The organism is Mycobacterium sp. E2238, from assembly GCF_001672665.1.
Classification (GTDB): Bacteria; Actinomycetota; Actinomycetes; order Mycobacteriales; family Mycobacteriaceae; genus Mycobacterium.
In genome coordinates this window covers 24,137-37,895 of the sequence record NZ_LZKF01000263.1, presented here as the reverse complement: position 1 = coordinate 37,895, position 13,759 = coordinate 24,137, and the positions used below count along the sequence as shown (strand labels likewise).

The window sequence follows — 13,759 nt, the reverse complement described above, 5'->3', positions numbered from 1 at the left end:
CCGGCCGCCGCGACCCACCGGTTCCTGGCGCATCTGCCTGGATATCAGGGCTGGCAATGGGCCGTGGTCGTCGCCGCGCATCCCCGTGCCGACCACGCCACCGTCAGCGAAGTGGTGCTGATCCCGGGTCCGACGGCGCTGCTGGCGCCGCAGTGGGTTCCGTGGGATCAGCGGGTGCGTCCGGGAGACCTGAGCCCCGGTGATCTGCTGGCGCCCGCGGCCGACGATCCGCGGTTGGTGCCCGGCTACGCGGCCAGCGGTGACGCGCAGGTCGACGAGGCCGCCGCCGAGATCGGGCTCGGCCGGCGCTGGGTGATGAGCGCCTGGGGCCGCGCGGAGGCGGCCGAACGGTGGCACACCGGAGACCACGGTCCCGACTCACCGATGGCGCGGTCCACCAAGCGGGTATGCCGCGACTGCGGTTTCTTCCTGCCGTTGGCGGGATCGCTCGGTGCGATGTTCGGCGTGTGCGGCAACGAACTGTCGGCCGACGGGCAGGTCGTCGACAAGCAGTACGGTTGCGGCGCGCATTCGGACACGCCCGCTCCCGCCGGTACGGGTTCCCCCTCCTACGAGCCATACGACGACGGCGTGCTCGACGTTGTCGAGGCGCCGCCCGAGTCGTCCGAGCCGGCAGAGGTGACCGAGACACAGCCCGAGCCTTCCGAGACGACCGAACTCCCGGAATCGACCACCGAGGAGGCCGCGCCGGAGCCGTCGGCCTCAACGCCCGAGACCTCGGAAGCCCAGGCTGCAGCGCCGGAGTCGCAGCCCGAGCCGCTGGAGTCCCAGCCCGAGGTCGACTAGCTCTTCTCGGCGGCGGCCTTGATCTTGGCCAACGAGGTGTTCATCCCGTCGAGCAACTCGCGTTCGAAGTTGGTGGTTCCGCCGAGCAGCGCATTCACCGTCAGATTCGAAATTGCGGTCACGCCGTTCTCGGCGTGACGGCTTTCAATCACCCGGGTGCCCTCGCCGGTGGGTTGGAGCTCGTAGCTCCAGATCGTGTGGTTGGCGTTGACCCGGAACGCAAGCTTGGTTTCCGGGATGACCTCGACCACCGTGCAAGTGGTCGGCCAGTACAGGCGGTTACGGCGATTGATGTTGAGGCTGCGCATGCCCTGCCGCAGCGGACCGAAGGTTTTCATCCAACGACACTGCGGGCTCCACTCCGGCATCCGCCCCAGATCGGAGATCAACCCCCAAACCGTGGAAACCGGTGCGTCAATGTCGATTTGCGCTTGCAGTAGCGGGGCTACCATCGATCCTCCCGGGTCCGTGCTGGTTGCGAGATCTAGCCGTGATCGAAATAGTTTTCGAGTCCGTCTTGTGCGCCCCGTGCGCCGCGGCGGGCAGCCGCGAGTTGCAACACGAAGATGCTCGTGCCGAGTACTCCGACGCCGAGCCCGGCCAGCGTCAGGGGGCGCCAGCTCTGCAGGGCGGGCACGAGAAACGCGGCGGCCGCAGCGACCAGCCAGCCGAGCGCGCCGAGTGCGACGAACGGCCAGGCGTTGAGCAGCGCGGGCGGCAGCGGCGGCGCCTCGCGGTTCTGGCCGGGTTCCACAGACATCGCGATTAACATAGCTGCCCGATGCGGTCCGCCGGTACCGCCCATGCGCGGCCGGGCGATCGAAAATGCCTGGGCCGAGGGTCAAGCGCCCGCGCAAGCCGTCGTTCACCGGTTCGTATCCCGCTTTCAGGAGCTTGCGTGTAACCTCGCGCCATGCCTGACAGCGATGCGCGGCTGGCCAGCGATCTGTCGCTGGCGGTCATGCGGCTGGCCCGCCAACTCCGATTCCGGAACCCGTCGTCGCCGGTGTCGTTGTCGCAGCTGTCGGCGCTGGCCACGCTCGCCAACGAGGGCCCGATGACGCCCGGCGCGCTGGCGATTCGCGAGCGGGTCCGGCCGCCGTCGATGACCCGGGTGATCGCATCGCTGGCCGACATGGGCCTGGTGGACCGTGCCCCGCATCCCGTCGACGGCCGGCAGGTGCTGGTCTCGGTTTCGCACTCTGGCGCCGAGCTGGTCAAGGCGACCCGGCGCGCCCGTCAGGAGTGGCTGGCCAAACGGCTCGCAACGCTGGACAGCGAGCAACGTGACACCCTGCGCAACGCGGCCGACCTGATGCTGGCCCTGGTCGACGAAGGCCCGTGAGCGACGGAACGGATGCCCCGAACGTCCAGGACGTTGACGATCCCGACGACCCCCGGCTCGACGATTTCCGCGACCTGAACAGCGTCGATCGTCGTCCCGATCTGCCGTCCGGCAAGGGTTTGGTGATCGCCGAAGGCGTGCTGGTCGTTCAGCGCATGCTCGCCTCCCGATTCGCCCCGCATGCCCTGTTGGGGACGGACCGCCGGCTCGCCGAGCTTGCCGACGATTTGGCGGGTAGCGCCGTGCCGTTCTACCGCGCCTCCGCCGACGTCATGGCGCAAGTGGTGGGCTTTCACCTCAATCGCGGCGTGCTGGCGGCCGCGCGCAGGGTGGCGGAACCCAGCGTGGCCGAACTGGTCGAGCGCGCCCGGACGGTCGCGGTGCTCGAGGGCGTCAACGATCATGAGAACCTGGGCTCGATCTTTCGCAACGCCGCCGGGTTGGGCGTGGACGCGGTGGTGTTCGGCAGCGGCTGCGCGGATCCGCTCTACCGTCGCGCCGTTCGCGTCTCGATGGGCCACGCCCTGCTGGTCCCGTACGCGCGGGCGACGGAATGGCCCGCCGAGCTGATCATGCTGAAAGAGAACGGATTTCGGCTGCTGGCGATGACCCCGGACAGCAGGGCATGCGGCCTGCCGGAAGCGATGGCTGCCGCGCACGACCAGCGCGTCGCGGTGCTCGTGGGAGCCGAGGGGCCGGGGCTCACGCCGGCTACCTTGCGATTGAGCGATGTGCGCGTGCGCATCCCGATGTCGCGCGGCACCGACTCCCTCAACGTGGCGACTGCGGCCGCTTTGGCGTTCTACGAACGGGCTAGGCTCGGCTCGTGACCGACGATTCCGTGCCCTGGGCAACGGGTTTGACGGTCGCCGGCTTCGTCGCCGCAGTGACCGGCGCCGCCATTGTGGTGCTCACTTTGGGACTGATCCGGGTGCATCCACTCCTGGCGGTCGGTCTCAACGTCGTCGCCGCCGGCGGGCTCGCGCCCACGCTGTGGGGATGGCGGCACAAGCTGGTGCTGCGCTGGTTCCTGCTGGGCGCGGGAATCGGAGTCGCCGGCGGGTGGTTGACGCTGATCGCGCTGACGCTGCGCTAGCGCTGTCCGCCCGAGCGGACGCCGAGCAGCACGTCCTCCCAGGCCGGGATGACCGGCTTGCCCCGACGGGTGTGTACCGGCTGCTCCTGCGGCGCGGGTTGCTCTTGCGGCGCGGGAGCAGCGGGCTTCGCCGGTTCCTCGAACGAGACGTGAGCGACCCGCGCGAGCGGCCGCAGTGGGCGGTCGAAGTTCGGGTCCACCAGTTCTTTGGCCGCGTCGTCGACAGCCGTGACCGTTCCTCCGTGGGCGCCCGGGGCGAAGCAGAAGTGCGCGATGTTGTCGGACCGGCCGGCCTTCCACGCAAGCTGCACGGTCCAGCGGCTGTCTTCGTTGCGCCACGCATCCCAGCTGAGCCGGTCGGGTTCCAGGCCGCGCGTCACGAGCGCCGTGCTGACGGTTTCCAGCAAGGTGAGCACCGCGGGGCCGTCGGCGAGCACCGGATGCGCGGCCGTTGCCAACTCGGCGGCGCGGGCACGTTCCAGCAGCACCGGGTGCGCGAACCGCCGGACCCGCGAAACATCGGAGCCCGACGCCGCGGCCACCTGCTCGACGGACGCACCGGCCCGGATCTTGGCCTGAATCTCTTTGGGGCTCAGCATGTTGGTGACCTGAATGTCGAGGTGCGGTTGGTCCGGGTGCGCGGCCTCGCCGCGCACGGCGGCCTTCAACTGATCGTCGATGGCGAGCTTGAACGGTTCACCGGCGTCGCCGGCCCCACAGATGATGTGTTTGCCGTCGGCATCGACCCCAACCATTTTGAGTTCCCGCATGGCTTCTCCTCGCAGGCTCCGTGTGCAGGTCGACGGACCCATCTCGTGCGCACTCTAATGCGCCAACGTCCGTAAGCGGTGCTGACACGCTGGGCGGTTACGAGCTGATTGCGGGGCGGGGGCGCTGGATTGCCCGCGCCTCCCCCGCAAGCGGGAGGTACCCCCACAGCTGGCCGTTTCGGCCCGTGTCTTCGCCGGGCTAAAGCCGCTCGACCACCCAGTCGACGCATTGCGTCAGGGCGCTGACGTCGTCGGGCTCGACCGCCGGGAACATCCCGACACGCAGCTGGTTGCGGCCGAGTTTGCGGTACGGCTCGATGTCGACGATGCCATTCGCCCGCAAAACCTTCGCGACGGCCGCCGCGTCAACGTCGTCGACGAAATCGATGGTTCCCACGACCTGGGAGCGCAGTGCGGGGTCGGCGACGAACGGCGTGGTGTACGGCCGCTCCTCTGCCCAGGAGTACAACCGCTGCGAGGAGTCGGCCGTGCGCTTGACCGCCCATTCCAGCCCGCCGTTACCCAGCATCCAGTCGAGTTGCTCGGCCATCAGCGCCAGGGTGCCGATCGCCGGGGTGTTGTACGTCTGGTTCTTCAGGCTGTTGTCCACGGCGATCGGCAGCGACAGGAAGTCGGGAACCCAGCGGCCGGACGCGGCGATGGACTCGACCCGCGCCAGCGCGGCTGGGCTCATGACGGCGAGCCACAGGCCGCCATCGCTGGCGAAATTCTTCTGCGGCGAGAAGTAGTAGGCGTCGGTGTCGGTGATGTCCACCGGCAGGCCGCCGGCGCCGGAGGTGGCATCGATGACGACCAGCGCGTCGCCGGAGTCGGCGGGACGGCGGATGGGCACTGCCACCCCGGTCGAGGTCTCGTTGTGGGCCCAGGCGATCACATCAACCGAGGGATCGCTCTGTGGCTCGGGCGCGCTGCCGGCGTCCGCCTTGATGACGATGGGATCGCCGACGAAGGGGTTGTTGGCGACCGCCGAGGTGAACTTCGAGCTGAACTCGCCGAAGGACAGGTGCAGCGAGCGCTTGTCGATCAACCCGAACGCCGCGGCGTCCCAGAACGCCGTCGCGCCGCCATTGCCGAGGATGACCTCGTAACCGTCTGGCACGGAGAACAGCTCGGCCACCCCCGACCGGACCCGGCCGACCAAATTCTTGACGGGTGCCTGGCGGTGCGACGTGCCGAACAGCGGGGCCGCGGTGGTCGCCAGGGCCTGCAACTGTTCGGGCCGGACCTTGGAAGGACCGCAGCCGAAGCGGCCGTCGCGGGGTTTGATGTCAGCGGGAACCTCGAGCTGGTCAGCCATGCTCATCAGGGTAGTGAGCGGACGTGACGCGCGGCACGGCGGTCCGACTGCCGACGCCGCGGGCTCCGGCAAAACACATGGCCGGGAGCTCGCCGGGTTTCACGCGCTGTGACGTGGGGCACACTATGGCGCTGACCGCTGGTCAGGCCACAGTGCCGCCGAGGGGTCTAGAAGATATGCGGTACCTGCGGTACTGTCTGGACACAGCACGTCCTAATGTAAACCTCGCTGGGGAGGCTTGGATATGGCCAGGACACGCATGGTTCGGCGTTGGCGCCGCAATATGGAAGTGCGCGACGACACCGAGTACGTCAACACGCTCGCCACCCTGTCCGAAGGGTCGGTGCGGCGAAACTTCAACCCGTACACAGACATCGACTGGGATGCGGCCGAATTCGCCGTCACGGAGAACGACCCGCGGTGGATACTGCCGGCGACCGACCCGCTGGGACGGCACCCCTGGTACCTGGCGCAGTCCGACGAGCGCAAGATCAAGATCGGCATGTGGCGCCAGGCCAACGTCGCCAAGGTGGGGCTGCACTTCGAGTCGATTCTGATCCGCGGTCTGATGAACTACACGTTCTGGGTACCGAACGGGTCCCCGGAATACCGGTACTGCTTGCACGAATCGGTCGAAGAGTGCAACCACACCATGATGTTTCAGGAGATGGTCAACCGGATCGGCGCCGACGTGCCGGGCATGCCGCGGATGCTCAAGTGGCTCTCGCCGCTGGTTCCACTGGTGGCCGGCCCCCTGCCGGTGGCATTCTTCATCGGAGTGCTCGCCGGCGAAGAGCCCATCGACCACACACAGAAAAACGTTCTGCGCGAAGGCAAGTCGTTGCATCCCATCATGGAGCGGGTGATGGCCATCCACGTCGCCGAGGAAGCGCGTCACATCTCCTTCGCCCACGAGTTCTTGCGCAGGCGGGTGCCGGAACTGACCAAGCGCCAGCGGTTCTGGACCGCGCTCTACCTGCCGCTGACCATGAAGATCCTGTGCCGGGCGATCGTGGTGCCGCCCAAGGCATTCTGGCAGGAGTTCGACATTCCGCGCGAGGTCAAGAAGGAACTCTTCTTCCGGTCGCCGGAGTCACGAAAGTGGCTGAGCGACATGTTCGGTGACGTCCGGATGCTGGCTCATGACACCGGCCTGATGGAAACCCGTTCGGCGCGGCTCATGTGGCGGCTGTGCAAGATCGACGGGAAGCCCTCGCGCTACCGCAGCGAGCCGCAACGCCAGCACCTGGCTGCGGCGCCGGCCGCCTAGGACCACGCGGGTAATCGTTTATGCCGCACGTTATTACCCAGTCGTGCTGTAACGACGGGTCCTGTGTTTTCGCGTGCCCGGTGAACTGCATTCACCCCACGCCCGACGAGCCCGGCTTCGCCACCTCGGAGATGCTCTACATCGATCCGGTGGCCTGCGTGGACTGCGGCGCGTGCGTGAGCGCATGTCCGGTCGGCGCCATCGCACCCGACAGCCGGCTGGATACCAAGCAGCTGCCGTTCGTCGAGATCAACGCATCCTTCTACCCCGAGCGGCCCGAGGGCGAGAAGGTCCCGCCCACATCGAAGCTGGCCCCGGTGATTCCGGCCGCCCAGGTGCGCGCCCGCCGCCGGCCGCTGACGGTGGCCATCGTGGGATCCGGGCCGGCCGCGATGTACGCCGCCGACGAACTGCTCACCCAACATGGCGTGCGGGTCAACGTGTTCGAGAAGCTGCCGACCCCCTACGGGCTGGTGCGCGCCGGCGTCGCGCCCGATCACCAGAACACCAAGCGGGTCACCCGGCTGTTCGACCGGATCACCGGTCATCGCGGCTTCCGGTTCTACCTCAACGTCGAGGTCGGCAGGCACCTGAGCTACGCCGAGCTGCTGGCCCACCACCACGCCGTGATGTACGCCGTTGGCGCCCCCGACGACCGTCGGCTGGAGATCGACGGCATGGGCCTGCCCGGCACCGGCACCGCCACCGAATTGGTCGCGTGGATCAACGGGCACCCCGACTTTGCCGATCTGCCAGTCGATCTCAGCCACGAGCGGGTGGTGATCGTCGGCAACGGGAACGTCGCGCTCGACGTGGCCCGTGTGCTCACGGCGGACCCCGACGATTTGGCCCGCACCGACATCTCCGATCGCGCACTGGCGGCGTTCCGCGCTTCCGCCGTCCGCGAAGTGGTGGTCGCCGCCCGGCGGGGTCCCGCCCAGTCGGCATTCACCCTGCCCGAACTGATCGGGCTCACGGGCTCATTCGACGTCGTGCTCAGCGCCGCCGACCACGAGTTGGTGGCGGCCGATCTCGCGGCGGCCACGGACGGCTTGACGAAGCGCAAGCTGGAAATACTGAGCACGCTCGGTGACGATTCCGCGCCGGCCGACCTGTCCGGCGCCCCGCGTATCCGGCTGGCCTATCGGCTCACCCCAAACCGCGTGCTGGGTGATGAACGCGCCACCGGGGTGGAGTTCGCGGTCACCGGAACCGACGAGGTGTGCCGACTGGACGCGGGTCTGGTGCTGACATCGATTGGCTACCGCGGCATGCCGATTCGCGACCTGCCGTTCGACGAGTCGACCGCGGTGGTCCCCAACGACGGCGGCCGTGTGATCGATCCCGACTCCGGGGCGCCGGTCCCGGGCGCATACGTCGCGGGCTGGATCAAGCGGGGGCCCAGCGGGTTCATCGGCACGAACAAGTCGTGCTCCCTGCAAACCGTTCAGGCCCTGGTGGCGGATTTCAACGCCGGCAAGCTAAGCGATCCGGTGGCCGAGCCGGAGGCGCTGGCCAAGCTGGTGCACACCCGGCAGCCCGACACCGTCGATGGCCGCGGCTGGCGAGCCATCGACGCTGCCGAGATCGCGCGCGGCAGCGCCGACGGTCGGCCGCGGAACAAGTTCACCGAGGTGACCGACATGCTCGCCGCCGCTGCCGCCGCCGAGCCCGCGCCGCCGCCGCGACGCGGGCTACTGGACCGGCTGCTCGGCTAGCCGGCGCCCTGCCCGGCCATCGCGGCCTGGATTTCGTCGTAGCCGACCTCGCGCACCGGCTGGCCCATCGACCATTGGTGGCCGAACGGGTCGGCGACCACGCCGTAGCGGTCACCCCAGAACTGGTCGTCCAGCGGGGCGACCACGGTGGCGCCCGCGTCCAGCGCCCGCTGGAACTTGGCGTCGACGTCGGTGACGGTCAGGTGGATGGTGACCGGGGTGCCGCCCAATGACTTGGGCGTCATCGACTTGCCGCCGCACATCTCGGGGAAGTCGTCGTTGAGCATGACCAGAAAGCCGTTGATGCGCACCGCGGCGTGGATGAGTTTTCCGTCCGGCCGAGGCACACGCCCCAGTTCCTCGGCACCGAAAGCCTTGACGTAGAAGTCAATTGCGGCGGCCGCGTCGTCCACCACCAGGTGCGGTGACAGGGCGGGTTCGATGTTGAGCGCCATTGTTGTTTCTCCTTGCTGTCGGTTCCCAGGCCGGCCCGAGACGGGCAGGCTCGCGAGTTATGACTGCGCCCGCGACCAAAACTCATCGCGGCGACACTCATTTAATCGCCGGGCAACCGACAACCGGCTTCCTCTCAGGCGTTGGTGAGGCTGCGGTCCCAACCCTCGACCGATTCCGGGCTGCGGGGGCCCGGTCCGACATAAATGGCCGACGGGCGCACCAGCTTGCCGAGCCGCTTCTGCTCGAGGATGTGCGCGCACCAGCCGGCGGTCCGTCCGCAGGTGAACATCGCCGGCATCATGTTGGCCGGCACCTGCGCGAAGTCGAGGATCACCGCCGCCCAGAACTCGACGTTGGTCTCGATGGCCCGGTCCGGACGCCGCTCGCGCAGCTCGGCCAGCGCGGCCTGCTCCAGCGCGACCGCGACCTCGTGGCGCGGCGCGCCCAGCCGCTCTGCGGTCGCGCGCAGCACCCGCGCCCGCGGGTCCTCGGCGCGGTAGACGCGGTGCCCGAAGCCCATCAGCTTGTCGCCGCTGTCCAGGATCTTCTTCACCAGCCCGCGGGCGTCGCCGGTGCGTTCGACCTCTTCGATCATCGGCAGGACCCGCGCCGGCGCGCCGCCGTGCAGCGGTCCGCTCATGGCCCCGATCGCCCCGGACAACGCCGCGGCCACGTCGGCGCCGGTCGAGGCGATCACCCGAGCGGTGAATGTCGACGCGTTCATGCCGTGTTCGGCGGCCGACACCCAGTAGGCGTCGATCGCCTCGACGTGCCGCGGGTCCGGCTCGCCCTGCCAGCGGGTCATGAAACGGGCTGTGACGGTGTCGCATTCATCGATCACCCGCTGCGGGACCGCGGGCTGGTAGATGCCGCGGGCGGACTGCGCCACGTAGGACAAGGCCATCACCGAGGCCCGGGCCAGCTGGTCGCGGGCGGTGGCGTCGTCGGTGTCGAGCAGGGGACGGTACCCCCAGATCGGGGCCAGCATCGCCAGGCCCGCCTGCACGTCGACGCGCACGTCGCCGGTGTGGATGGGCAGCGGGAACGGCTCGGCGGGCGGCAATCCGTGGCCGAACTTACCGTCGACCAGCAGAGCCCACACGTCGCCGAAGGTGACCTGTTGATTGACCAGGTCCTGTATGTCGACACCGCGGTAGCGGAGGGCGCCGCCGTCTTTATCCGGTTCGGCGATCTCGGTGGTGAAGGCGACGACGCCCTCGAGGCCGGGGACAAAGTCTTCGGGGACCACAGTCATACGAAAATTCTCGCACCCCACGTTCGGACCGACGCTACCGGCCGGTAGCAAGCCCCGGTAGCGTTGGCGCGGTGGCAGGACCAGACTCCGAGCGCCTGCAGAGGATGCGCGTGGAATACGGATCGGCGGAAAAGGACGGCAGTCCCGATCTCGACACGGATTGGCTCGACGACGGTTGGGTTGCCTTGTTGCGCAAATGGATCGATGAGGCCGAGCGGTCCGGCGTCGCCGAACCCAACGCCCTGGTGCTGGCCACCGTCGCCGACGGCAGGCCGACAAGCCGATCGGTGTTGTGTAAGAGCGTGGACGAGTCCGGGATCACATTTTTCACCAACTATGACTCGGCCAAGGGCTCCGACCTCGCGGCGACGCCGTACGCGTCGGTGACGTTTCCCTGGTACCAGCTGGGCCGGCAGGTTCACCTCCGCGGTCCGGTGAGCAAGGTCACGCCTGAGGTCACCGAGGACTACTGGTCCAAGCGGCCCCGCGGCTCCCAGCTCGGCGCGTGGGCCTCGCACCAGTCCCGTCCGATCGCGTCGCGCGCGGCGCTGCTCGACCAGCTGGCCGAGGTGACCGCGCGCTTCGCCGACCGCGAGCAGGTTCCGGTACCGCCGGGGTGGGGTGGCTATCTGCTTGCTCCGGAATCGGTCGAATTCTGGCAGGGCCGGGAGAACCGATTGCATAACCGGATCCGGGTCACCGGCGCTCATGTGGAGCGCCTCCAGCCCTAGCCCGCCCCGGGGGTCGGTGCGACGGGACAGACCCGACCCCGGGCAGGCACGCGAACGCGACAACGACTACCTTCACTTATAAGCACCTAGTCAGGGCAGCCATACCAGCCAGAGCGCAAAGGGGTTCTCGTGGCCGACACCGACGACACCGCAACTCTGAAGTACCCGGGGGGCGAGATCGACTTAGAGATCGTTCGCGCCACCGAAGGTGCGGATGGGATTGCGCTCGGTTCCCTGTTGTCCAAAACCGGGCACACCACCTTCGACAACGGGTTCGTCAACACCGCCGCGTGCAAGAGCGCCATCACGTACATCGACGGCGATGCCGGGATCCTGCGTTACCGCGGCTACCCGATCGAACAGCTCGCCGAGAAGTCGACCTTCATCGAGGTGAGCTACCTCCTGATCTACGGCGAGCTGCCCGACAAGGACCAGCTCGCGGAGTTCACCAAGCGGATCCAGATGCACACCATGCTGCACGAGGACCTGAAGCGCTTCTTCGACGGCTTCCCCCGCAACGCGCACCCCATGCCGGTGCTGTCGGCCGTGGTGAATGCGCTAAGCGCCTACTACCCCGACGCGCTCGACCCGATGGACAACGAGCAGGTCGAGCTGTCGACCATCCGCCTGCTCGCGAAGTTGCCCACCATCGCCGCGTACGCGTACAAGAAGTCCGTCGGGCAGCCGTTCCTCTACCCGGACAACTCGCAGTCGCTGGTGGAGAACTTCCTTCGCATGACGTTCGGGCTGCCGGCGGAGCCTTATCAGGCGGACCCCGAAGTCGTGCGGGCGCTGGACATGCTGCTCATCCTGCACGCCGACCACGAGCAGAACTGCTCGACGTCGACGGTTCGGCTGGTGGGTTCGTCGCGGGCCAACCTGTTCACCTCGATCTCCGGCGGCATCAACGCGCTGTGGGGTCCGCTACACGGTGGCGCCAACCAGGCGGTGCTCGAGATGCTCGACCAGATCCGCGAAAGCGGCGACGACGTCAGCGAGTTCGTCCGCAAGGTGAAGAACCGCGAAGAGGGCGTCAAGCTGATGGGCTTCGGCCACCGCGTGTACAAGAACTACGACCCGCGCGCCCGGATCGTCAAGGAACAGGCCGACAAGATCCTGGCCAAGCTCGGCGGCGACCCGCTGCTGGACATCGCCAAGGAACTGGAAGAGGCGGCGCTGACCGACGACTACTTCATCGAGCGCAAGCTGTACCCGAACGTCGACTTCTACACCGGGCTGATCTACCGGGCCCTCGGCTTCCCGGTCCGGATGTTCACCGTGTTGTTCGCGCTCGGCCGGCTGCCCGGCTGGATCGCGCACTGGCGGGAGATGCACGACGAGGGCGACAGCAAGATCGGCCGCCCGCGCCAGATTTACACCGGTTACACCGAGCGCGACTACCAGACCATCGACGCGCGCTAATCAGCAGAGCGAGGCCAGCACCGCCATGGCGGCGTTGTGCCCGCCGATGCCCGACACCGCGCCGCCGCGGCGGGCACCGGAGCCGCACAACATGATTCGCTCGTGCGCGGTCGCCACCCCCCATCGTCGCGCCGGCGTGTTCAGCGGGTCGTCGTCGTCGGCGAACGGCCACGCGAGGCCGCCGTGGAAGATGTTGCCGGCCGTCATCCCCAGCGTGCGGTGCAGGTCCAGGGTGGTCGTCGTCTCAATGCACGGCCGGCCCTGAGCGTCGCTCATCAGCACGTCCTGAATGGGTTCGGCCAGAACGGAATTCAGTGACGCCAGTACCGACTCGGTCAACCGGTCACGCAGGGCGCCGGAGTAGCTGCCGTCGAACAGCGAGTGCGGGGTGTGCAGACCGAACACCGTCATCGTGTGGGCGCCCGAATCGCGCAGCTCGGCCGACAGAATGCTCGGGTCGGTCAGCGAATGGCAATAGGCTTCGCACGGTAGCGGATTCGGAATATGCCCGGCGGCCGCGCGCGAATACCCGGCGTCCAGTTGGGTCCACGTCTCGTTCACGTGAAATGTCCCGGCGAAGGCCTGTTCGGGGGTGACGCCGTCATCGGGCAACCAGGGCAGTCGCCGCAGCACCATGTTCACTTTGACCTGCGCGCCCTGGGCGGGGGACGGCGGCCGTTCGCCGAGCAGGCCTGCCAACACCGCCGGTGTGACGCCGGCGAGGACGAACCGGCCCGTTATCAGGTGTTCCTCGTCGCCGGTGCGGTAGCGCACCGCGCCGTCCGGTTCGACGGCGTAAACCTCTGCGCCAGTGGTTATTTCGGCACCGTGGCCGATGGCCGCCGCTGCCAGGGCATCGGTCAGTGCGCCCATCCCGCCGACGGGAACATCCCAGTCCCCGGTGCCGCCGCCCAGCACGTGGTAAAGGAAGCAGACATTCTGCATCAGTGACGGGTCGTCAAGGCGCGCGAACGTTCCGATCAGCGCGTCGGTCGCGATCACGCCGCGGACCACGTCGTTGCCGACGGCGGCGGTGATGGCGTGCCCGATCGGCTCGTCGATCAACGCCTGCCACGCCGCCGCCGCATCGCGGTCGCCGCTTCCCGCGACATGCAGGCGGGCCTCCTCTCGGGTGCGCAGCGGTTCCAGCAGCGTCGGCCATAGCCGTTGAGTCACCAGTCGGCAGCGTTGATAGAAGGCGGCGAACCCGTGCTCATCGGGGCCGGCGCCGATCGCGGCGAACGTGCCGCCGGACGCGCCGATCAACAGCCCACTCCGGCCATCGGTGGCGGGGTCGGGGGTGTACGACGAATACGGCCGCCGGGCCAGCCGGACCGCCGCACCCAGGTCGGCGACGATGCGGGGCGGCAACAAGCTGACCAGGTAGGAGTAGCGGGAGAGCCGGACGCCGACACCGTCGAAGGCCTGTGCCGAGACCGCTGCCCCGCCGACGTGCCCCAGCCGCTCGAGCAACCGCACCCGAAGACCCGCGCGGGCCAGGTACCCCGCCGCGACGAGGCCGTTGTGACCGCCACCAATCACGATGGCGTCCAAGGCACCGCCATCCGCCG

At 68.3% G+C, this 13,759-nt stretch carries 15 protein-coding genes; 8 read left to right on the top strand and 7 right to left on the bottom strand.

Features of this window, described 5'->3' with window-relative positions; translation table 11 throughout:
* Positions 1–807 (top strand): DUF3027 domain-containing protein (locus A5711_RS25845; RefSeq protein WP_067951521.1); only part of this gene is annotated, 807 nt, incomplete at its 5' end.
* Here A5711_RS25845 and A5711_RS25840 read toward each other — a convergent pair.
* Together A5711_RS25840 and A5711_RS25835 are read right to left on the bottom strand one after the other, a co-directional pair.
* Complete coding sequence (locus tag A5711_RS25840; protein WP_067951519.1) at positions 804–1,259, bottom strand: SRPBCC family protein; 456 nt, start codon at positions 1,257–1,259, stop codon at positions 804–806. The genes A5711_RS25845 and A5711_RS25840 overlap by 4 nt on opposite strands.
* A 32-nt stretch (positions 1,260–1,291) precedes the next feature.
* Complete coding sequence (locus A5711_RS25835; protein ID WP_067951523.1) at positions 1,292–1,567, bottom strand: DUF2530 domain-containing protein; 276 nt, start codon at positions 1,565–1,567, stop codon at positions 1,292–1,294.
* A 153-nt stretch (positions 1,568–1,720) separates the two neighbouring features.
* Here A5711_RS25835 and A5711_RS25830 point away from each other — a divergent pair, with 153 nt between their 5' ends.
* Genes A5711_RS25830 through A5711_RS25820 form a run of 3 tightly spaced genes read left to right on the top strand, consistent with a single transcriptional unit; the run spans position 1,721 to position 3,248 of the window.
* On the top strand, positions 1,721–2,152 hold the full coding sequence (locus tag A5711_RS25830; RefSeq protein WP_067951517.1) for a MarR family transcriptional regulator: 432 nt from the start codon (positions 1,721–1,723) through the stop codon (positions 2,150–2,152).
* Positions 2,149–2,982: an RNA methyltransferase gene (locus A5711_RS25825; protein ID WP_067951515.1), complete on the top strand. Its 834-nt coding sequence runs from the start codon at positions 2,149–2,151 to the stop codon at positions 2,980–2,982. The genes A5711_RS25830 and A5711_RS25825 overlap by 4 nt, the downstream gene beginning before the upstream one ends.
* The gene (locus A5711_RS25820) at positions 2,979–3,248 is read left to right on the top strand and encodes a DUF2537 domain-containing protein (RefSeq protein ID WP_067951513.1); all 270 of its coding nucleotides are present in this window, start codon (positions 2,979–2,981) and stop codon (positions 3,246–3,248) included. Before A5711_RS25825 ends, A5711_RS25820 begins: the two co-directional genes overlap by 4 nt.
* On the opposite strand, the gene sepH is transcribed toward A5711_RS25820, so the two are convergent.
* Positions 3,245–4,018: a septation protein SepH gene (sepH, locus tag A5711_RS25815; RefSeq protein ID WP_067951511.1), complete on the bottom strand. Its 774-nt coding sequence runs from the start codon at positions 4,016–4,018 to the stop codon at positions 3,245–3,247. The genes A5711_RS25820 and sepH overlap by 4 nt on opposite strands.
* 199 nt (positions 4,019–4,217) lie before the next feature.
* Positions 4,218–5,336, bottom strand: coding sequence for a phosphoserine transaminase (gene serC / locus A5711_RS25810; RefSeq protein WP_156745060.1), 1,119 nt, complete (start codon positions 5,334–5,336; stop codon positions 4,218–4,220).
* Positions 5,337–5,580: 244 nt separating this feature from the next.
* Here serC and A5711_RS25805 point away from each other — a divergent pair, with 244 nt between their 5' ends.
* Together A5711_RS25805 and A5711_RS25800 are read left to right on the top strand one after the other, a co-directional pair.
* Positions 5,581–6,606 carry a diiron oxygenase gene (locus tag A5711_RS25805; protein WP_067951507.1) on the top strand — a complete coding sequence of 342 codons (1,026 nt, stop codon included), beginning with the start codon at positions 5,581–5,583 and terminating at the stop codon, positions 6,604–6,606.
* 20 nt (positions 6,607–6,626) lie between these two features.
* Positions 6,627–8,324, top strand: coding sequence for an FAD-dependent oxidoreductase (locus A5711_RS25800; RefSeq protein ID WP_067951505.1), 1,698 nt, complete (start codon positions 6,627–6,629; stop codon positions 8,322–8,324).
* On the opposite strand, the gene A5711_RS25795 is transcribed toward A5711_RS25800, so the two are convergent.
* Both A5711_RS25795 and A5711_RS25790 read right to left on the bottom strand, forming a co-directional pair.
* The gene (locus A5711_RS25795; RefSeq protein WP_067951503.1) at positions 8,321–8,779 is read right to left on the bottom strand and encodes a VOC family protein; all 459 of its coding nucleotides are present in this window, start codon (positions 8,777–8,779) and stop codon (positions 8,321–8,323) included. The two genes, A5711_RS25800 and A5711_RS25795, sit on opposite strands and share 4 nt — an antisense overlap.
* A 134-nt stretch (positions 8,780–8,913) precedes the next feature.
* Positions 8,914–10,035 (bottom strand): citrate synthase 2, encoded by a 1,122-nt coding sequence (locus A5711_RS25790; RefSeq protein WP_067951500.1) that lies wholly within the window; start codon positions 10,033–10,035, stop codon positions 8,914–8,916.
* 71 nt (positions 10,036–10,106) lie between these two features.
* On the opposite strand from A5711_RS25790, the gene pdxH reads away from it, so the two are divergent.
* Together pdxH and A5711_RS25780 are read left to right on the top strand one after the other, a co-directional pair.
* Positions 10,107–10,766 carry a pyridoxamine 5'-phosphate oxidase gene (gene pdxH, locus A5711_RS25785; protein ID WP_197501113.1) on the top strand — a complete coding sequence of 220 codons (660 nt, stop codon included), beginning with the start codon at positions 10,107–10,109 and terminating at the stop codon, positions 10,764–10,766.
* A gap of 129 nt (positions 10,767–10,895) precedes the next feature.
* Complete coding sequence (locus A5711_RS25780; RefSeq protein ID WP_067951496.1) at positions 10,896–12,188, top strand: citrate synthase; 1,293 nt, start codon at positions 10,896–10,898, stop codon at positions 12,186–12,188.
* Here the strand turns inward: A5711_RS25780 and A5711_RS25775 are convergent, their stop codons facing one another.
* Positions 12,189–13,742 (bottom strand): NAD(P)/FAD-dependent oxidoreductase, encoded by a 1,554-nt coding sequence (locus A5711_RS25775; RefSeq protein ID WP_067951494.1) that lies wholly within the window; start codon positions 13,740–13,742, stop codon positions 12,189–12,191.
* Positions 13,743–13,759: the final 17 nt, after the last annotated feature.

Bases quoted from the DNA above. Each gene is read 5' to 3' on its own strand.
- A5711_RS25840 (WP_067951519.1), bottom strand. From the start codon at position 1,259: ATGGTAGCCCCGCTACTGCAAGCGCAAATCGACATTGACGCACCGGTT.
- A5711_RS25835 (WP_067951523.1), bottom strand. From the start codon at position 1,567: ATGTCTGTGGAACCCGGCCAGAACCGCGAGGCGCCGCCGCTGCCGCCC.
- A5711_RS25830 (WP_067951517.1), top strand. From the start codon at position 1,721: ATGCCTGACAGCGATGCGCGGCTGGCCAGCGATCTGTCGCTGGCGGTC.
- sepH (WP_067951511.1), bottom strand. From the start codon at position 4,018: ATGCGGGAACTCAAAATGGTTGGGGTCGATGCCGACGGCAAACACATC.
- serC (WP_156745060.1), bottom strand. From the start codon at position 5,336: ATGGCTGACCAGCTCGAGGTTCCCGCTGACATCAAACCCCGCGACGGC.
- A5711_RS25805 (WP_067951507.1), top strand. From the start codon at position 5,581: ATGGCCAGGACACGCATGGTTCGGCGTTGGCGCCGCAATATGGAAGTG.
- A5711_RS25800 (WP_067951505.1), top strand. From the start codon at position 6,627: ATGCCGCACGTTATTACCCAGTCGTGCTGTAACGACGGGTCCTGTGTT.
- A5711_RS25795 (WP_067951503.1), bottom strand. From the start codon at position 8,779: ATGGCGCTCAACATCGAACCCGCCCTGTCACCGCACCTGGTGGTGGAC.
- A5711_RS25790 (WP_067951500.1), bottom strand. From the start codon at position 10,035: ATGACTGTGGTCCCCGAAGACTTTGTCCCCGGCCTCGAGGGCGTCGTC.